General features: G+C 39.3%; 17 protein-coding genes. 11 read left to right on the forward strand and 6 right to left on the reverse strand.

Translation table 11 applies throughout. The annotated features are described in order from the left end of the window. The first annotated feature begins 10 nt into the window (after positions 1–10). From QWY22_RS09060 to cls, 5 genes are all read left to right on the forward strand, one after another. Positions 11–4,909, forward strand: a complete 4,899-nt coding sequence (locus tag QWY22_RS09060; RefSeq protein WP_300984098.1) for a DUF4132 domain-containing protein — start codon at positions 11–13, stop codon at positions 4,907–4,909. A gap of 295 nt (positions 4,910–5,204) precedes the next feature. Then, positions 5,205–5,651 carry a hypothetical protein gene (locus QWY22_RS09065; RefSeq protein ID WP_300984099.1) on the forward strand — a complete coding sequence of 149 codons (447 nt, stop codon included), beginning with the start codon at positions 5,205–5,207 and terminating at the stop codon, positions 5,649–5,651. Between the two features lie 3 nt (positions 5,652–5,654). Continuing rightward, on the forward strand, positions 5,655–5,816 hold the full coding sequence (locus tag QWY22_RS09070) for a hypothetical protein (protein ID WP_300984100.1): 162 nt from the start codon (positions 5,655–5,657) through the stop codon (positions 5,814–5,816). Continuing rightward, entirely contained in the window at positions 5,816–6,025 is a 210-nt protein-coding gene (locus QWY22_RS09075; protein WP_300984101.1) for a hypothetical protein, read from the forward strand. Before QWY22_RS09070 ends, QWY22_RS09075 begins: the two co-directional genes overlap by 1 nt. A gap of 297 nt (positions 6,026–6,322) precedes the next feature. Beyond that, the gene (cls, locus tag QWY22_RS09080; RefSeq protein WP_300984102.1) at positions 6,323–7,777 is read left to right on the forward strand and encodes a cardiolipin synthase; all 1,455 of its coding nucleotides are present in this window, start codon (positions 6,323–6,325) and stop codon (positions 7,775–7,777) included. Between the two features lie 516 nt (positions 7,778–8,293). On the opposite strand, the gene QWY22_RS09085 is transcribed toward cls, so the two are convergent. The 5 genes from QWY22_RS09085 to QWY22_RS09105 all read right to left on the reverse strand — a co-directional run bounded on the left by QWY22_RS09085 (position 8,294) and on the right by QWY22_RS09105 (position 12,409). Continuing rightward, the gene (locus QWY22_RS09085) at positions 8,294–8,986 is read right to left on the reverse strand and encodes an ABC transporter permease (RefSeq protein ID WP_300984103.1); all 693 of its coding nucleotides are present in this window, start codon (positions 8,984–8,986) and stop codon (positions 8,294–8,296) included. Continuing rightward, complete coding sequence (locus tag QWY22_RS09090; protein ID WP_300984104.1) at positions 8,970–9,902, reverse strand: ABC transporter ATP-binding protein; 933 nt, start codon at positions 9,900–9,902, stop codon at positions 8,970–8,972. The genes QWY22_RS09085 and QWY22_RS09090 overlap by 17 nt, the downstream gene beginning before the upstream one ends. Before the next feature lie 91 nt (positions 9,903–9,993). Then, the gene (locus QWY22_RS09095) at positions 9,994–10,920 is read right to left on the reverse strand and encodes a sensor histidine kinase (RefSeq protein ID WP_300984105.1); all 927 of its coding nucleotides are present in this window, start codon (positions 10,918–10,920) and stop codon (positions 9,994–9,996) included. Beyond that, entirely contained in the window at positions 10,917–11,618 is a 702-nt protein-coding gene (locus QWY22_RS09100) for a winged helix-turn-helix domain-containing protein (RefSeq protein WP_300984106.1), read from the reverse strand. The genes QWY22_RS09095 and QWY22_RS09100 overlap by 4 nt, the downstream gene beginning before the upstream one ends. A 524-nt stretch (positions 11,619–12,142) precedes the next feature. Then, complete coding sequence (locus tag QWY22_RS09105; RefSeq protein ID WP_300984107.1) at positions 12,143–12,409, reverse strand: RNA polymerase sigma factor; 267 nt, start codon at positions 12,407–12,409, stop codon at positions 12,143–12,145. Positions 12,410–12,880: 471 nt separating this feature from the next. On the opposite strand from QWY22_RS09105, the gene QWY22_RS09110 reads away from it, so the two are divergent. The 5 genes from QWY22_RS09110 to QWY22_RS19585 all read left to right on the forward strand — a co-directional run bounded on the left by QWY22_RS09110 (position 12,881) and on the right by QWY22_RS19585 (position 16,435). Continuing rightward, positions 12,881–13,297 (forward strand): (4Fe-4S)-binding protein, encoded by a 417-nt coding sequence (locus tag QWY22_RS09110; protein WP_300984108.1) that lies wholly within the window; start codon positions 12,881–12,883, stop codon positions 13,295–13,297. Next, the gene (locus tag QWY22_RS09115; RefSeq protein WP_300984362.1) at positions 13,297–13,572 is read left to right on the forward strand and encodes a GNAT family N-acetyltransferase; all 276 of its coding nucleotides are present in this window, start codon (positions 13,297–13,299) and stop codon (positions 13,570–13,572) included. The genes QWY22_RS09110 and QWY22_RS09115 overlap by 1 nt, the downstream gene beginning before the upstream one ends. Before the next feature lie 189 nt (positions 13,573–13,761). Further along, complete coding sequence (locus tag QWY22_RS09120; protein WP_300984109.1) at positions 13,762–14,853, forward strand: low temperature requirement protein A; 1,092 nt, start codon at positions 13,762–13,764, stop codon at positions 14,851–14,853. Positions 14,854–15,284: 431 nt separating this feature from the next. Then, positions 15,285–15,713: a GNAT family N-acetyltransferase gene (locus QWY22_RS09125; protein ID WP_300984110.1), complete on the forward strand. Its 429-nt coding sequence runs from the start codon at positions 15,285–15,287 to the stop codon at positions 15,711–15,713. Positions 15,714–16,009: 296 nt separating this feature from the next. After that, positions 16,010–16,435, forward strand: coding sequence for a DUF4275 family protein (locus QWY22_RS19585; RefSeq protein ID WP_367281306.1), 426 nt, complete (start codon positions 16,010–16,012; stop codon positions 16,433–16,435). 207 nt (positions 16,436–16,642) lie between these two features. Here QWY22_RS19585 and QWY22_RS09130 read toward each other — a convergent pair whose 3' ends face one another. Continuing rightward, positions 16,643–17,452 (reverse strand): alpha/beta hydrolase, encoded by an 810-nt coding sequence (locus QWY22_RS09130; RefSeq protein ID WP_300984111.1) that lies wholly within the window; start codon positions 17,450–17,452, stop codon positions 16,643–16,645. Positions 17,453–18,108: 656 nt separating this feature from the next. Here QWY22_RS09130 and QWY22_RS09135 point away from each other — a divergent pair. Continuing rightward, complete coding sequence (locus tag QWY22_RS09135) at positions 18,109–18,864, forward strand: TIM barrel protein (RefSeq protein WP_300984112.1); 756 nt, start codon at positions 18,109–18,111, stop codon at positions 18,862–18,864. The last annotated feature ends 7 nt before the right edge of the window (positions 18,865–18,871 follow it).

The following is an 18,871-nucleotide window of genomic DNA, read 5'->3' on the forward strand; positions in this document are numbered from 1 at the left end:
GGGAAACGGGATGACCCGAAAAGTTGATCATCAATATTTAGAAGAGCTCACTAAAAAGGTCGATGGATTGCCCGAAGTTGATAAAGCGCTCGGAAAAAAACTGGCCAGAGCCGCTGTGTTGGAAGATTATTATTATGATCTCCACGTACGCCGTTTGAAAAGAGAGCTGGAACAGCATGCGCAAAATTTTGAGGAGAAGCTGACCAAACTGGAGTTTTTAACAAAGCAGCTCTTGCCTTCTTATTATTCAGACGTTTTCGCATACATCATCCAACATGCTACAGATTATGCTTACACATCCGGTTATTACAGAAGACCCTTTCGGACATTAGAAAAGGCAGCGTATTTGGATACAATTCTTTTTAAATGCCTTGAACTTCATGCATTTGCCTCTTCAGGGTTGAATGCCTCAGATTTGCTGGCCGGCAAAATGCTTCAAACTGAGTACAGTATTGCAAGCGATATAATCGCTTATGAAATCGACAGGGGCAACGAAGAAGTATTGGGAAATATTCAACAAGCTGTATTTGGCGACAACAATATTGCCCTTGTATCCAGAGAAATGATCAAGGGAATGGTGATGAGCCACAATAACGAAATGTACGCTATGCTCGGACAGCTATTAGTGGCTGCTAAATTGCAGGAAGGGCTAAGGCAGAGCATTGTTGAAACGATGGATGAAGGGTGTCTTGATGCCACCATCCATCTAATGAAAGTAATTATTGAAAATGATCTGATCCGGTACAGTTCAGTAGCGAGAGCCATGAGTGTATGGACAGGGATAGAACTCGACGTAGAGAATAAAAGGGTTTTAAAACAGATTATCCGTTATATGCATGACGCTCTAACTGACAGTTCATGCAGGACAGAATGGCTTGCCAGCGAAAACGCGGATAAATTATATATCAGTATATGGGCCACGGCTGTGCACAATGAACAGCACCTGAAAAATGCTGTAGAAAAAACTATGAGAAACGGGGCAGCTTATCAAAAAGTTGCGGCTTTGCATTTGCTCATGGAAAGCGAAAACCTTTCCGTCAAGTATGCTGTTGCGGCTGCGAATTTAGGGGGTTCAACGCCGGAAATAGAAGCGATGATCATCGCTAACTATCCCGATACCTTTGATTATGGAGCCATTTTTAAAGCACATGCTAATGGCAAAAAGAGCAGAGATGATGTGGAATATATAACTGAGCTCGGAGATGATGCTGAGAGAACCCGTCAATTTTCATTATTAATGGAAATGTTTCAAATCGCCCCTCATAAAGAACGAGTCATTGCTTCCACCCTGTTTAATGGTGCTGAAATTTATTATTCCAGCGATTTGGTCGCACAGAAAATGTTGTATTTGATTTCGTATGACCATGACCCGCAAAAGCTTAAGGCGCTGCTTGAGCACAGAGCGCTGCTAGGTTCGGATACGAAGGGCAATATACTGGAAAATTTCATTCGGAATTTTGAGGATCCTGTATTTAAAGACTTTATATTATCAAGCTTATCGGACCGCAGCAGCCACAACCGGGAGCTTGCTTTGAAAAAAGTTGATCAAATGACGCTGGATGCCGGTGATGTGATGCGGGTGGAGGCACTTTTAAAGTTGAAAACGGGAACGGTCCGCCAAGCTGTGATAAAGCTATTGCTGAAATTGGATGAGCCATTGTTAAAGGGTTCTCTGAACCGCCTTGTTTCATGCAAAAATGAATTGCAGCGACTTGGTGCACTGGAGATTTTAACAGTTATAAAAAACAAAAAACCTGAACACTATTCCTTTTTTCAAGAGATGCATCTGTCTATCAATCAACCGACTGCCAAAGAGCAAATTTTGCTGGATAAGTTGAACATTCAAGAAAAAGCTGCCGTTCAGGCAGGTTTAGGGTTGTATGATCCAAATCAAAAATTGCAACTGTTTAAGGAACTACAAAAATTTGAGCCTCTCCTGCTGCATTCTTTCATCACGATTCAACAAAGTCGTTTCAAAGAGATATTGTTCGGACTGGATCAACTGATCCATGAGCACCGGAATGAGTCCTACGAATTGGAGTGGTATGGTTCGACCGAAGTTTATCTAATCGGCGCAGAAATCAACCGGGATACTCAGTATGAAGAAGAAAATCAGAAAAAAGGAATCTACACTCTTCCTTTAACGCAGGTGTGGATTAACTTTTTTGAGGAAATGAAAGTGACGCCTTTGGAACTCTTTCAAATGCAAACGATTTTCTTACTGCGGAAAAGCTATGGCTATTCTTTAAAACTTCGTCAAATAGAAGCAACCAGTTCAACACCTTCCAGCAAATGGAGAAAAGAGTTGTTTGAATCGCTCTACCCGCTGTCAGCTTTAGCCGATTACTATGCCGTATTTGAAAAGATGCGTTATAAACCACAGCTGGCTGAAATATTCACCGCGTTTTTTGAAGACCGGGATAAACAGGCATTCTTTGATGTGACCAGCCGGATTTTAAACTCCTTTGTTACAGCGATTCCTGAAGAATTGCGCAAAGAGCAGCAAGGATTGTACGAATATTTGGCTCATCCCTGGTTGGAATGGCTTTCAGAAGAGGCAATGGATGATGAAAGATTCAGCCGTTATTTTATGATGAAGTATCAGCTTTATACAGCGAAGAACTTCAGAAAATATCAATTCGGCACAGAAGAAATCGACAGAGCCTATTCGCTGGGGTTGATTGACAAAAATGAGTGCTTCAAAGAACTAGTGGAGCGCAACGGAGGAGAGTTTCGCCATCACCTTTATAACCTGACACATCCAAGTACAGCTGCCAACTTCAAAGCGCTCGCGCCGCTAAAAGAAGAACTGGTCGCACGTCTGCTGGAAATCGAGTTAAAAAGAGGCGACCTTCAGACAGCCTATTCCAAATTGGTAGTGGAGATCGATTATTTTGAAGGGATCAAATATTTTGTTTCCATTCTGAAAGCACTGGACGGCGAAACATTTGCCAGGGGATATTTTTACTCATTCTTTAGTGAATATGCAAAAAAGGACGTATTAAGCCATCTTCTCCGAAATTGTCATCCCCATAAAGATGACACCGCAGAACGGCTTGCGCTTCTGTTCAAAGAGTTTCCGGTAAGAGATACCCGCCTGCTGGAAGCGGCCATGTACGCCCCTCAATGGACGGACCTTATTTCTGAGCTTCTTGGATGGGATGGGCTGAAAAAAGCGATTTGGTATTTTCATGCACATACAGGCGAAAGCCTTTCTGCTGAAAAAGAAACTGTTATAGCCTATTATTCCAAACTATCACCGGAACAGTTTAATGACGGCGCTTTTGATATTGGGTGGTTCAAAGAAGCCTACGAGGAACTGGGAAGGGAGCGTTTTAATCAGCTATATGACTGTGCGAAATATATTTCGACAGGTGCGTTTCACAGAAGAGCTCAATTGTTTGCAGACGCAGCGATGGGGAATTTGGATTCCGAAGAGCTGAAAGAAAGCATACGGACAAAACGCAACAAAGAGCATTTATTGTCATTCAGTTTGATGCCGGCCACCGGAAATTCCAAAGAGATTATTTTGGAACGCTATGACTTTATCCAGCAATTTTTAACGGAAAGCAAGAGTTTCGGGGCGCAAAGACGCGCCAGTGAAGCAAAAGTGGTGGAAATTGCTTTGATGAACTTAGCGGAAGCAGGGGGCTATGGAGACATGACGAGAATGCGCTGGTCCTTGGAAGCCAGAAAAGCGGACGCCATTCAGCCATACACCCTTCCGGCTGAAGTGGAAGGATACCGGGTCCATATCGCAATTGATGAAAACGGAAAAAGCCGCCTTCGAATCTTCAAGGAAGAGAAAGAACTTGCATCTTTACCGGCCAAACTCAAAAAGAATGAGTATGTGAAAAAACTGAAAGAGATTAACAGTGAATTAAAAGAACAATTTATTCGAAATCGGGCGGAACTGGAAAAATCAATGATTTCGCAAAGTCCATTCAGATTAAACGAATTACAAAAGATGCTGCAAAACCCAACCGTAGCACCCCTAGTAAAAAAACTGGTATTTCAAATCGGAAATCGCTTCGGTTTTCTTACTGAAACCGGACTTGTTCAAGAAGATGAAAACACATATAGAATACATGAGACTGATGAAGCAACTATAGCCCATTGTGTGAACCTCCAGAAATACGGTGTGTGGGGGGCTTATCAGCGGAACTTGTATGATAAAAAGATCGTCCAGCCGTTCAAACAAGTTTTCCGTGAACTTTATCTTCTTAATGAAGATGAAAAACAGGACGGGTATCGATCTTTCCGCTATGCGGGACATCAGCTACAGCCTGCAAAAGCCATCGCACTGTTCAGAGGCCGCTCCTGGACGGTTCATTACGAAACAGGGCTGCAGAAAGTGTACCACCAGGATAATATCATCGCGACTGTGGACGCAGTGGCAGATTGGTTTTCACCAGCTGATATCGAAAGTCCTGCCCTGGAACAGGTAACTTTCTTCCACCGCAGAACACACAAACCATTGAAATTGATAAGCATTCCGCCGATTCTTTTCTCGGAAACCATGCGGGATGTCGATCTGGCAGTCAGTATTGCGCATGTCGGCGGCGTCGATCCTCAGGAAAGCTTAACGACGATTGACATGAGAAAAGCAATCATCCGTGAATCATTAAGACTGACCCAAACGGACAATGTCAGAATTGAAAAGAATTTTGCTTATATACAAGGTGCGCTGGGGGAGTACGGAGTCCATTTGGGCAGCGGATCGGTACAGAAAATGGCGACGGGTTCAATTTATATTATTCCTGTCCATAGCCAGCACAGAGGCAGACTGTTCCTGCCATTTTTGGATGAAGATTCGAAAACGGCTGAAATTCTAGCTAAAATCTTGTTACTGGCTAATGACAAAACAATAAAAGATCCACACATACTGGAACAACTTCGACTTAAATGAATAGCTGTATTGATGCTTTATTTTTCAAAAAAGAAGTGAAAGTTAACACTAACATTTTTGAATTACACTTTTTAATCTATTCATCACTTTTTCCTTTGCAGCTTGTTCCCAAAGACCATATAACCGGATAATCGGTAAGGAAGAGACTTCGCAGGAAGTCTCTTCTTTTTTATTCGTGTACATAAACTTTTACTCCCGGTTTTATTTTCTAAGAATACCTGGTTTTCCATACTTTTCCTCAGTATTGTTAAAGAAAATGTACAATTACGAAAATTAAATAGAAGGAGTAAATACAATGCCTGCACATCTTATTGCTAAACAAGGGTGGTCCTATGAGGAATTATGGCAAGGCTGCATGCTGATGTCCATCACCCATGCTATTTTTGTCGCGGATGCCCCGGACCTTGCTCATGAAATTTCATGGGATGGTTTTAACTATAATATGAATAATAGCCAGGGAAGCAGAGGAACCATAACCTTTCATCCAGACTTCTTTGTAGCGGGATTCCGGAATGACGAACTTTCATCTGACAGTTGGAGTGCAAAAGACTCTTTAAGCCAGGCTCCTGAAAAAGTTATCCGATTCGCTGAGCAGGAAACGCTTCAGTATTTGCTGGATGATGTAGATGGGGAGACTCTTCCTTCGATCACTACAGCGATTTGGGAAGATAAGAACCAGGTTTTCTCTTCCCATTCTTTTGATGAAATGCTTGTAAAAGGAGGAGAACTTTTAGAAATTTAATGCATGGATCTTGCTGCAGCTTTTGAGGCTTGTGAAGAGGAATATGAATTTACGGAAGAGCAAATGACGCTGTTGAAGAAACTTTTTTACTTGAAAATTGAACAGCCGAACGAAGCAATCACGTTGAGTCAACGTGATATAGATGCCATTGGATCAAGAAATTAATGAAAGTAAACTTTTATTTACTGAGAAAGGTATTGAGTGGCAAAGGGGAATTTATCGACTTGAACAAGACAAGTCCGAAGATCGATCGATTTACACGGAGCTTAACCAATGTTGAGGCCATATTGGTTATAAAAGGACACGTATGCGACCAGTTCTTCGGGAAAACCAATGGTTATTATTTCATCTATGACTGGGGAATCTACGATTAAAATTTTTCGAAAATAAATTTGATTATGAAGTTAATAAAGAACCAATCAACATGTAGTCTGATCCTTCTTAAAGATCTATTTCTTAGTAAGGAGTTGCAATATTTTAGTTTTCAAGGGTCGGCACTTCATCATTGGAGTTCTCAAGTCTGTTCCTTCTTATCGACAATAAGTAGGAAGCATTTAATAAAAGCGATCAAGTCAGAAAAAACTTCCGTCTTGATCGCTTTTCATCTTGATAAAGAGGAATATTAAGGCTGTTAGAGAATAAGGTTGGAAGATGGCGAAAGGGGTGGCAAGATGGATTGGCTGATCTTGTTGAGCTGGGCGTTGGACGGAATAATCCTATTGAATATTGGGCTGGCCATTGTGGTGATTTTTAACGAACGGCGTGATCCAGGGGCTTCCTGGGCATGGCTGCTGATTTTATTCTTTTTACCAGTCATTGGCTTTATCGTTTATCTGTTTTTCGGCAGACTTTTAAAAGATAAGAACTTTTATAATTTAAGCGAAGAAGAACAATCTTATCACACTCGGCAAATTAATTCTCAAGTCGAACGGATTCAAAGTGGTGCAGCGGAATACGACGAGGAATTGCTGAAAAAGCATAAACAGTTGTTAATCATGAACTTGCAATCTTCCCGGTCGCTGATTAGCTTCTATAACGACATGCATGTACTCTCTGAAGGTGTACAGAAATTCGATACAATGATTGAGGACATCGGCCAAGCACAGGCAGAGATTAACATCCAGTACTACATCATCAAACGGGACGCACTCGGCAAGCGGCTGCTCGATGCTTTGTTGGAGCGGGCAAAAGCGGGTGTCAAAGTTCGCCTTCTTTATGATGGCTTCGGTTCCAGGAGTTTGAGGCAAGTGGATTTTAAGGAATTGATTGAGCACGGCGGCGAAGTGCAGATTTTCTTCCCATCGGCTTTCGGGTTCTTAAATTTGCGCATCAATAACCGGAATCATCGGAAAGTGTGCATCATCGATGGGAAAGTCGGGTATATCGGAGGATTTAATGTTGGCATGGAATATCTGGGGGAAGTTAAAAAATTTGGCTATTGGCGAGACATACATTTGCGAATAGAAGGCGATGTGGTCCAACATATCCAGGAACGTTTTATTTTGGACTGGAACTACTCCAATCAATATAAAAAACGGGACGAACTATTTTGCTTTCCTCAGCACGGTGTAAAGAATTTATCCCCGATGCAAATCGTTACGAGCGGTCCAAATTCCCATACAGAGCATTTAAAAAACATGATGATCAAAATGATTCTATCGGCTGAACGAGAAGTTTTCATCCAGACACCCTATTTCATACCGGATAAGAGTTTCATGGACGCCTGCAAAATGGCATTACTGAGCGGTGTGAAAATGCATATCATGATTCCGGGCAAACCGGATCATCCGTTTGTCATGTGGGGATCCTGGTCGTTTCTTGGAGAATTGCTCGATTACGGGGCAGATGTCTACTTATATGACCGCGGCTTTCTTCATTCCAAAACATTGACAGTCGATGGAGAAATTTCAACTGTTGGCACGACCAACCTGGATGCCCGCAGTTTTCGCTTGAATTTCGAAATTAATGCGCTGGTATTTAACCGGCGAATTGCCCTTGAACTTGAATCGTTGTTCGAGTCGGATACAGTGAATTGCCGGAAGCTGACGAAAGAGCTATATGCCAAGCGCAATTGGACAGTCAAATTGCGTGAAGGAATTTCCCGTTTGCTAAGCCCGATTTTATGAGTAGAAAAAGGGATATTGATAAACTCGAAACAAAGTGTTCTGAGCCCCCGTTGTTAAACACATCTAATAATGGAAGCACAATTTTATATGACAAATTTTTTATTGGAATTCAAGGTGTAGACGATGCGAGTTTATAGTACGAAAAATTAGGCGATATAACCAATTATCCTAAACTTTTTGAATTAGAAGATTAACAAACGGTTTTCAAATCATGTAGTTATAGGAAGATAAGAGGAAGCGGCGAAGGGATTAATAGCGGATTTTTTAGTTTGCATTTCCGGAATTATCGATAAGGAAGAGACTTTCTGCGAAGTCCCTTCCTTATTTTAATGGAACCTTAAAAGCGTCCATTCTAAATGCAGAAATGCATGTTATAAGTTTATGGGTTATATTCTTAAAATGTGATTAAAAAAGGCCTTCTTGTCGTTTTAAGTGCAAGCACTTAATTCGACAAGAAGGCCTTTTATTTAAAATAGTTGTCAGGGTTACTGCAAGCGGCTAATATTACTCAGCGGATCAAAAATCTTTTTTTACTGCCCGGCCTACTACCAAATTGGCAATGATGAATCCGAGAACCCCCAGGAATACAGGGACTGCGGTAATTGAAAAAAGATTGGTGTCGTTCATATCCACTGAAGATGACAGGAGGGCGACTATAGCAATTGCCGAAATAATTGTGGCTGGGACTGAGTACTTCCTCATCCCAAAGAATAACGGAATCAATGAAAGTCCTGCACATGCAATGGCCAGAACCACCAAGTGGACGATATAATTGAGAGACAAGGTACCCCCCAGTTTGACCGCAGTAAATGCATACACGCTATTAAAAGCTGAAAAGCTGTAGTAGACGATCAATACTGAAGCGATGACGAAAAAAAAAGTAAGGACACTAACAATAATCAATTTGGCCATTAGCAATTTCTTTCGGCTGATTGGATATAAGAATAGAAATGAAATGGTCTTATTTTTAAATTCCTCAATAATTAGTTGAGATAGAAGGACCGAAGCATAGATGACAAAGGCTGCAATTGCAAACAGTTCAATTAGTATACGAATGTCATCTGGGCTGGCTAAAAATTCAGAGGCTGCTTCCGGTTCAATGCCCAATAACATCAACATTCCAATAATCGCTACATTTATAAGCACAAAACTCAAAGCCACATTTTTCAAATTCATTCTTTTTAATTCTAGTTTAATTAAATTCAGCATTTGGACCATCCCCTCCTATGAGTTGCAGGAAATAATCTTCAAGAGGCTGCTTTTTATGAACAATAGACTCGATTGTCACTTGATTTTGAATCATTGATTGAATGATATCATTCTGTGAAAAATCATCATAAATATTAATAATGTTTTTATCTTCTCTGACTCGGAAGTTCCGCACGTTCAATTTATTCTCCAACACGAAAGCTGCTTTAGGGTAATCTTTTACAACCAACTCTATATGATTGGTATGGGCATTGCGTATTTCCTCCATAGGGGCTTCTTTAATTAGTTTTCCTTTGCGGATGACACCGATTGTATCTGCAATCTGTTCAATTTCTGAAAGATTGTGGCTCGAAATAAGCAGCGTAATGCCATATTGCCGGCTGAGTTTCATAAACAAATCACGCAGTTCATGCATCCCTACAGGATCCAGTCCGTTGACCGGTTCATCCAAAATGAGGATTTCTGGTTTTGTGATGACTGCACGCGCAAGACCAAGCCGCTGCTTCATCCCAAGGGAAAAGTCTTTAACAGGCTTATTTTCTACATTCACCAAATTAACAAGTGCCAGCGTCTCTGTAATTGCTTGTTTATCGTAATAGCCCATGTATTCACAATGAAGTTCCAAGTTTTTTCTTGCTGTGAGTTTTTCGAAAAAGACCGGATATTCGATAATGCTTCCCATTCTTTTTAACACTTCATAAGAAGTATCGTGTACTTTTTCCCCGAATACTTCTATTTCCCCGCCTGATGGCTGCACTAAATTAGTAATCATTTTCATAATAGTTGTTTTTCCGGCGCCATTGGGACCTAAAAACCCATAAATTTCTCCGTACTTGATGTTCATGTCCACTCCAGAAACGACTGCTTCGCCATTATAAGTCTTGGTCAGCTGATGCGTTCTAAGAATATAAGTCATACTGAATTCTCCTCTCTTACTTCTTAGAACCACTTTACCAAAAGGTTCTGTCGCTTCACTTACTAAATCCTTACGAATTCCTTACGTTTTGTCAGCTTTTAAATTTAACCGTAAATAAAGTCTTTTTAAAAGGAACACTAGTGAAGTTGATGCTTCCGTTCATTCGTTCCACCAGTCTTTTAGCGATGGTCAATCCCAGTCCGCTGCCTTCAGTCGAAGAACTTCGTGCATCTTCTAAAGTGTAGAGGCGTTCAAAAATTTGGTGGGCATTTTTTTCGCTGATTCCTTTGCCGCGGTCCCAAACTTCAATGATTACTTGATTTTCGTCTTGCTGCAGTGCAAGACCCAATACTTTTCCTTCTTTGCCGTACCGGATCGCATTGGACAATAAATTTTCCAGAATACGTTTCAGGGCTTGTCTATCAGCATGGATAAAAATATCTTTTTCTGGTATTTCAATAGCGACTTCAAAACCTTTAGAGTTTAAAATATCGTAATAGCCAAGAATGGTTTCCCGGCATACTTCGTTCACATTGATTTTTTGCATTTCAATCGGCCAATCATTCGATTCCAGTCTGGCTAAATCAAAGAATTTACTGATAAGATTTCCAACTTCGATGACTTTTCCATTTACCTTCGCCAGCAGTTCTTCCCGTTCTTCGGATGTATAGTGCCTATCGTGCTGAATCGTTTCGATATAACCCAATACCACGGTCAAGGGTGTTTTCAAATCATGGGAAACATTGGATAGCATCCGGTTCATTGACATCCGTAGCCGCGAACCGTCAGCAATATATTCCTGATGATAATCCAATAATGTGTTGATGCTGACCAGTAATTCCCTTAAGGGCTTTTCTTCGGTCATCACAAGAAGCCTTTCGGTCGATTGGTTCTCTATAATTTTGTCTAGCTTGTCTGTTATATACGGAAGGTCTGCTGTAACCATTTTTTTGATTTTGTAATAGCGATAACTGACAAATATCAACAGCAGCAAGAGCGCTGCGCATAGTATGATCATTTTCCAACCTCAATTTTGTAGCCGATGCCCCAAATGGTTTTTATGTATGTTGGTGAAGATGGATCTTCTTCAATTTTTCCTCTTAGGCGTCGGATGTGAACATTAATAATATTGTCATCTCCGTAATAAGCTTCTTTCCAGACATTCTCAAACAGCTGGCCTTTTGTAAAAACGCGGTTTGGGTTTGTCGCAAGCAGGCTTAGAATCTGGAATTCCTTGGCTGTCAGATTCAACTCCTGTCCTTCTTTGATGACAGAAAAGTTTGCTGAGTTGATTTTTAAATCACCTATTTCAATAATTTGTTCTTCCTGATTGAGAGCCGTTTGACTATATTGTTTTGACCGGCGCAAGGCCGCTCTCACACGGGCTGTCATTTCGATTAATGAAAAAGGTTTGGCAATATAGTCATCCGCTCCAAATCCCAGCCCCAGTGCTTTGTCCAAATCACTTCCTTTTGCAGACATGATTAAAATGGGCAGCATGCTTTCGTTTCGAATCGTTTGCAAAACATCCAGTCCGTTTGAAGTCGGCAACATCAAATCCAAAATGACTAAATCGTAATTTCCCTTTGAGAATAGGGATATTGCTTCATCTCTGTCAAACGCCGATGTAATCGTGTAACCCTCTCTTTTCATGTGAGTTGAAACCATCTCATGAATGTGGTGATCATCTTCCACTAGCAATATCGCTTCGTTCACCTTTATCACTCCTTTTTTTGTTCATATAGAAGAATCAAATGATTCTTAGAATGAATAATGCATGTAGCCAAGCAGCTAAATAATTCACAGCAACTTTTCCTGCCGAATAGAATTTTTTTGTATCCTGTTCTTGAAATTTGTACCTATTCTTCTACTAGATAAGATGGGGCAGGAAAATTAGTGAGAGATTCTTTTTTTATCTGGCAATACTTCTTGTATTTTTACCGCAACTTAATAGCTTTTAATTTCCGTTATTTGTAAGGCCAAGTTTGCCAAAGAATTAATGAGTGATTTGAGGAATAATGAAGACACTTTTACTTTTATACAATAGCACATTAGAAAGGTATAAGACTTTCGTTTTTCGACCTTTAATTCGAATAGGTGTCCTTTTAGGGACGGTTACTTTAACCTAAGTTCTTTAAAAAGCAAAAAGTCATCAGAATGAACTGATGGCTTTAGATAGGAATATTTCCGATTTTTTTGGCCTAAGAAGAAAATAAGCGTAGAAAAGTTGCGTGGAGCTTTTAACCTTGGCAATTTTCTTTGTGCACTTGTACAGTGAGCTCAAACAGTGTGAAAGAAGGATTTTTATTAGATGCTTCAAATAAATCAGATGGATGCTCTATAATTCTTTTAAAAACTTTGGTTAGTAAAACTTCGCTGTGGTTTTTGTTGCCTGTTAACTTATATGCAATATTAAATAGGAAGTATTCATACTTATCGTAAAAAGCCTCGAATGATGCTTTATCTTTAGTCATATGAATAGTCCTTAATTCTTGATTAGTGGTCATTCTCACACTCCGTTGCAGTACTAATTAACTATCTATACCTCAACTTTTTAATCCATAAACATGTAATTAATTTACATTTGATAAGGGTAAAAAGCTTTAAAAAATCGACGCGCAATAACGAACCATTTTACCTGGAATAGGGCATTATAAACAAGTGAAGTTTCAGATGAAAAGAAAGAAGAGATCGCTAGGAAGAATATTAAAGATAACAAGAATGCGAATTAATAATTTTATAGAAAAAGAAAACTCAATTTTAGTTAACATATGAGGATATTCTCGAGTTCGGATTTATTTTATTTTTATGTAGGAATTTTCTTTTATAAAAGAGAACTTAAGGATAGAACAGAAAGGAAGAGAAAAGAGAGAGGAAAAAGAATATATCCTTTTAAAGAAGAGCAATTGCCCAATGCATAGGACAGTCCTGAACAGCTGACTACTCATTTATCAAGAGAAGTAGGGAGGGATATCAATTTGAAACTGGTACAAAAAGAATATAGAGGAAGTGAAATAGACGTCTATTTCACGCCGGCTCTTTGCATCCATGCTGTGGAATGTGTCAAAGGACTTCCGATGGTTTTTGATACAACACGGCGGCCCTGGATGGATCCGGAGCAAGAGAGTTTGGAAGCGATAGCTCAAGTCATTGAACGTTGTCCAAGTGGAGCACTCCAGTATGGCCGAAAGGATGGGGAGCCAAATGAACAACCGGATGAACCGGCTACTATTGTCCCTACCGTATCCCAGCAATTAGTTATGCGCGGAAATCTTCAGATAAGCCATGTGGATGAAGACATACAAACATATCGCGCCATACTTTGTGGATACGGACAATCAAATAATGTCCCCTTCTGCGACAAAAGCTCGATCTGCAAGGGGGAGAAAAGTTGATGGAAATCAAATCAGGAGAAAACAAATTTTATATTGGTGATGATATTAAGAATACGGATGCTGAAGTTCATTATGTCCCGGCTGGCGCTACTCGAATTATTGTTGATCACACACATGTGGGGGAGCAGCTTCGAGGCCAGGGAGTAGGGGAACAATTAGTGGAGTCCGTGATTGGTTATGCAAGGGAAAACAACTTGATGATTGTGCCTCTTTGTCCTTTTGCGAAGCATCAATTTGAAATACATCCGGAATATGCAGATGTTTTAGCCAAGTAAGCACGAACTCCGTTTTTCAAATCGCTTCTTTTAAAGCAATAGATAAGACGAGTTTTGAACTAAATACAGGTCTTAGCTAGAGGCTAAACGGATAGCGATTCGTTTAGCCATTTGATTTAGTTTAAAACCAGTGCGACAAGTAATTAATTACTAAAGCGGATTGAAAAAGAGTAATTGGAGTGATAGTAAATGATTCATAAACGCGTGTTATGGTTGGAGCTATTTTTTGATTTGATTTTTGTTGCGGCTATAGCAAAAGCTACGCATGTATTGCTGCATTTGGAAAATGGAATAATTCCAGGGGAATACTTATTCAAATTTGTTTTAATTTTCATCCCAATCTGGTGGTCATGGGTAGGCCAGACACTTTATACGAACCGCTTTGGGGAAGACCGGCTGTCCCATCGCCTGTTTATGATTCTTCAGATGTTTTTTATGGTCGTATTGACAGCTAGCCTGTCCCCTGATTTTGACAATTACTATATCCCATTTCTCATCGGATATATTGGTGTACGCATGGTAACCGCTCTTCAATATATCTATACACTCCGTTCCTTGAAAGGGCCTAGCCGCGCCGTGGCTAAACACCTGGGGTTCGGCTTTCTCATCGGAATTTTCATTTCGCTTTTATCCGTCTTTTTCGATTCATGGCTAAGGTATTTCATCTTGTATTTGGGAATTATTATCGATCTCTTTATTCCAATCTTGAACAGAAAGCATTTGGAAAAAGTGCCGGTCAATACGCCGCATCTTTTGGAGCGATTCGGGTTATTGACAATCATTTTGTTCGGAGAATCAATCGTCAGCCTTGTTGCCATATTCGAAACAGAAGCATTTTTATGGAGTGAAGCGGTCCTTATTTTCCTTGCATTTTTAGTAATCATCGCCATGTGGTGGCAATATTTCGACAACCTTGAAAAGAAAATCGATAAAGAGGCTGTCACTTCTGGACAAGTCATCATTTATGGGCATTTATTCATTCTAATGTCTTTAAGCTTGTTTGCTGCAGTCATTCAGATGAGCTATCTATACGAAGTAGAACCGGTTTTTTTATTGGTTTTGACGTTTAGTACTGCTTTTGTATATTTCTCAGCAACGACAGCTGTGTTCCATAAGTACCGTAGACCTGAACATCGTTTACAAGTCTGGCATCTGCTTTTGTTTCTCGCTATTTTAATTTCTTTCCTGATTTTCAATTTGCTCGTCTCAGTTTCTGTATTAGTCCTTTTAACGGAACTGCTGATCTTTTTCATTGTTTATACAGTCTTTACAACCAAATAAGGGCATTTGGATTATTGCCCACATCCCATAGATTTTAGTGGAAGACAAATTTCAAACTTTTACAGAATAGCAAAGGAAAATAGAAAGAATCGTGATGGCATCTGCACTCAAGAAAAAAGTTCTTCTATTTCAATGTTATTTGTCAGAGAAAGTTACATGTGCGTAAAAATTAGAAGATGGTTGTATTCAAAGGGAAGGGAGAGGTTGACCAAAGCACCTCTCCTTTCTTTTGTCTTTAAAAGAGCACTTATACGAACGGCTTTATTACAAAACTTAGCTAATTCTTTTTCTTAATATGTACGTATTCTAAAAATCTGATGTCTCCGGACAGGAACTATTGAAATGAAAATAGAATATAAAGCTGTTTCACCAGGCATCCCGAATTTACTGGGCGATTGAGCAGAAGCAGATTTTGGAGGAGGAAGCTTAATATGAGGCTTAGAAGGGCTAGGGAAGAGGATTTTAAGACATTAGAAGGGCTATTTAAAAGCATGGGAAAGGTGGAACACCGTGGATTTCAAAATCGCTTTGAGGAAATGGTACACAACCCAAGTTACTTTTTAATCGTGGCATTTCACGGAGCGGAAGCGATCGGGTATGCATTAGTACAGGACTACGGCCGACATCTGCGGCTTGGCAAAAAGACGTGTCGACTGCATGATTTATATGTATTGTCAAACTACAGGCAGCTAGGAATAGCCCACCAGTTGATGGAAGCGACGTTTGAATGGTGCCAATCGGTTGATGCGAAGTGGCTCCAGTGGAATACCAGCAAGGAAGCCATTGGTTTCTATGAGAAGATCGGGTGCAAGTGCCTGAGTTATGATGGAGAAACACCGGAGTTTGAAGTTGAATTCTAGCAAATAAAAAATAGTAGCAATTGCTTTAAACAAAAATAAGTTCGTTAGCTGGTTTTATAAGTGGTCTATTGGTTTATGTATCAAGAAATATTAGAAGCAATTATTCTAATCGCAAAATAAATAGGGAAAAGCATTGCGAATCAGTAAAAATTTTCGCCTTTTTGTTTGCTGAAGTGTATTTTATAGATACTTTACAGCTATTGTATATCCATGCTCCAATTTCGGAGAATACTTTTATGCGCTCAATAGTAACAAAAGGTTAACGAAAAGAAGTAATAGGAAAGGGAGAGATTGCGATTCGATTAACTAGTGTTCTTCGTAAAAAAGGGATCATTGTTCATGAGTTTGAAAATGCCGGGCGAGAGTTCAGAGAAAGATGGGTTCATGCATTTTCGGATGCTCAATTTGAACAGCATCAATATTTAACTGAGTTTCTATGGTATATGTTTTCTGCTGAAAAAATGAATTGTTTGATTAGGAAAGAAGCAGCTCATTCATTTGACAAGGTAAACAAGCGTTATTGTTATATCTTTTTTCAAGAGTCCGACGATGTTTTACAAGTGGAATATGCGTCTGCCATGAGTGCTAACGATTTGTTGAATGTAACAGGCGAATATTGCGATGTCTATGTTGTGGACAAAGGCTTTAATTGGACATATGTGATTCCTCATGAAGAAGATTGGGGTCCATACTTTTACCGAAAAAAGTCCAAGGGTAATTGAAAAGATTGTCTAAAAAGTAGACTCACAGGAAATACAGTTTACATATGAGGGATTATGAGAAGTTGTATAAATATAAAATAGAGAAAGAGGCCGATCAAAGGGCCTCTTTTCTCCATTTTGCCCTTAAATATGCACGTTTATGAACGGTATTAGAAAGCGAATTTAACACATAACCAGCGCTTTAAAGAATGGCAGCCATGGCCCTTATCAGCTTAAGTCATCTGTTGGGTCAGTATAAATGTATGTTTTTAAGTGCTTTGACACATCGTTTGAATTGGTAATAGGCAATAAATGATAGCTATCGGAAATACGCTTTACAGTCGTATTGGGATTTGATGTCAGAAAATTATTGAGTTGCTCTTCTTCCGAGTCATCTTTTCCTTGGTCAGCCAGCAACAGTAACATAGGAAGTTCCTTAGTTTGCTGAATACAGTAGTTTGTTTCCGCCATTTCTTTTGAAAGACTATTTAAGGCATTCACATTACTATGATGGACATAAAGCCCATCTTTTCGAATGAAATTTTTGAGTAGATAGCTTTCAAAAATTACTTTATTGCTGGAAGGTAACATATCCATCGAGTCGACTTGTTCTTTAATAGCCGTCTTTAAATCTACCAGCTTTTCGATGATTGGAAGTTCAATTTCACTTTCCTCAATGCCTTCATAGTCACCAAGAAAATAATACCCTCCATCCAGGAGTGTTAAAGAAAGCACTGAGGCAGCATAGCTTTGATAATAACTTTGTATGATCCATGCACCTATTGAGCTGCCTACAAAATGGGCTTTTGAAATCGATAGTCGATCTAAAAGCTTTTTTATTTCTGTTATGTAAGTTTCGATTGAAAAATCTTTTTGAAAAGATCGGTTGTTATGACCGGGTAAATCAATTGCAAGAAAACGGTATCCCTTTAAGCTTTTTGCTAATTCCTCGAAGATTTCTTTTCGTTCACCAAGGGCTGGGATAGCGATAATGGTCGGTCCCACATCTTCAACATTGTACTGTACATAATGCAACATATAGTTTGGCCCCCTCTTTGCCCGATGGTTGGATAATCCAAGGTATAATAACTGTTTCGACAGCCCCAAGAAAATGCCTGCGTAGTTATTAAATTTTCCATTTATCAAAAATAGTAAGAGGAATACGCGTGACTGACCAAGCTATAGTCTTGGAAAGAGCTTAATAATTTTTTAAAAGAAAAATGAAACAGAAGCTTCTATAGTTTGCTGGATACAGTAATTAGTCACTTCCAAAGTTTTTGAGGAAGTATTTAATACATCCACATTTTCATACTTAGTATAAAATTTGTCTTTTCAAATAAAGGCTTTAATTAAGTAGTTTTCAAAACGTTCTTTATCACTGAAAATGAACGCATCCATAGAGTGAATCCATCAAGTCAATTTACTCTTAAATGGTCGTCTTTTAATCTTAAAGCTTTTCGATGATGGAAAATCAATTTTACCTTCTTCAATTTCTTTATATTTAAGCTAAGTTCTTATTCAGAGAATAAGAACTTTTTTTGGAATTTTAAAAATTTTGATTGTTTTTAATGTAATGCTAAATTATAATACAAGACATAACAAATGATATGATTTGTTAAGGAGGTGAACTATTTGCAAGTTGCAGGGATGAATATTACTTTTAAACATTTTCCTTTCTTTATTTTTTAGAATCAATGAAACGATTGGAAATTGAGAATCTTGAATTATGGGCAGGAGAGCCTCATTTATTTGTTTATCGAAATGCACTTAGAAATATTAGAACCCTGAAAAAAGAAATACGAATCAGAGGATTAAAAGTTATCTGCTATACGCCAGAACAATGTGTTTATCCATATAACCTTGCGGCTTCTGATGACCACTGGCGAAAAATTAGCATTGATTATTTCACTGATAACCTATATGCGGCTTTGGAATTGGGTGCCGATAAAATGTTAGTTACTTCAGGGATTGGGGATTTTTCAAGATCTCAGGAAGAATCATGGAAATATGCAAGTGATTCTATCTACCAATTGACTAGGATAGCTGAAAAGGAAGGGGTGACGCTCGCTTTAGAACCGTTAACCCGATTCGAATCTGACCTGATTACAGATTTTAAAGGATTAAAAAAGATGATAGAACAAATCCAAGCACCATCGTTAAAGGGAATGATTGATTCAGTAGCAATGCAGTTAGCTGGTGAGACGCCCGATGACTATTTCTCCATGTTGTCGGAATTAACCCACTTTCATTTAATTGATGGAGACGGTTATAGCGATGCCCATTTATCTTTAGATGAGGGCGTCCAAGATTGGCGAGGGTACTTAACGAGTCTTCAACATTACGGGTATAAAGGAACTTGTACTTTAGAAGTAATGGGGTCTGCTTATTATCAAGATCCTCAAGCGGCAATTATGAAATCCCTGAAAAAGATAAAAGAAATGAAAATCTAATCATTCG

Origin of the sequence: Planococcus liqunii (genome assembly GCF_030413595.1) — a bacterium.
Taxonomy (GTDB): Bacteria; Bacillota; Bacilli; order Bacillales_A; family Planococcaceae; genus Planococcus; species Planococcus liqunii.

Excerpts from the sequence above, each read along its gene's own strand:
- QWY22_RS09115 (WP_300984362.1), top strand. The coding sequence starts at position 13,297 with ATGGAAATCAAATCAGGAGAAAACAAATTTTATATTGGTGATGATATT.
- QWY22_RS09085 (WP_300984103.1), bottom strand. The coding sequence starts at position 8,986 with ATGCTGAATTTAATTAAACTAGAATTAAAAAGAATGAATTTGAAAAAT.
- QWY22_RS09060 (WP_300984098.1), top strand. The coding sequence starts at position 11 with ATGACCCGAAAAGTTGATCATCAATATTTAGAAGAGCTCACTAAAAAG.
- QWY22_RS09105 (WP_300984107.1), bottom strand. The coding sequence starts at position 12,409 with ATGACCACTAATCAAGAATTAAGGACTATTCATATGACTAAAGATAAA.
- QWY22_RS09090 (WP_300984104.1), bottom strand. The coding sequence starts at position 9,902 with ATGACTTATATTCTTAGAACGCATCAGCTGACCAAGACTTATAATGGC.
- cls (WP_300984102.1), top strand. The coding sequence starts at position 6,323 with ATGGATTGGCTGATCTTGTTGAGCTGGGCGTTGGACGGAATAATCCTA.
- QWY22_RS09075 (WP_300984101.1), top strand. The coding sequence starts at position 5,816 with ATGAAAGTAAACTTTTATTTACTGAGAAAGGTATTGAGTGGCAAAGGG.
- QWY22_RS09125 (WP_300984110.1), top strand. The coding sequence starts at position 15,285 with ATGAGGCTTAGAAGGGCTAGGGAAGAGGATTTTAAGACATTAGAAGGG.
- QWY22_RS09120 (WP_300984109.1), top strand. The coding sequence starts at position 13,762 with ATGATTCATAAACGCGTGTTATGGTTGGAGCTATTTTTTGATTTGATT.
- QWY22_RS09095 (WP_300984105.1), bottom strand. The coding sequence starts at position 10,920 with ATGATCATACTATGCGCAGCGCTCTTGCTGCTGTTGATATTTGTCAGT.
- QWY22_RS09065 (WP_300984099.1), top strand. The coding sequence starts at position 5,205 with ATGCCTGCACATCTTATTGCTAAACAAGGGTGGTCCTATGAGGAATTA.
- QWY22_RS09070 (WP_300984100.1), top strand. The coding sequence starts at position 5,655 with ATGGATCTTGCTGCAGCTTTTGAGGCTTGTGAAGAGGAATATGAATTT.
- QWY22_RS09135 (WP_300984112.1), top strand. The coding sequence starts at position 18,109 with ATGAAACGATTGGAAATTGAGAATCTTGAATTATGGGCAGGAGAGCCT.
- QWY22_RS09130 (WP_300984111.1), bottom strand. The coding sequence starts at position 17,452 with ATGTTGCATTATGTACAGTACAATGTTGAAGATGTGGGACCGACCATT.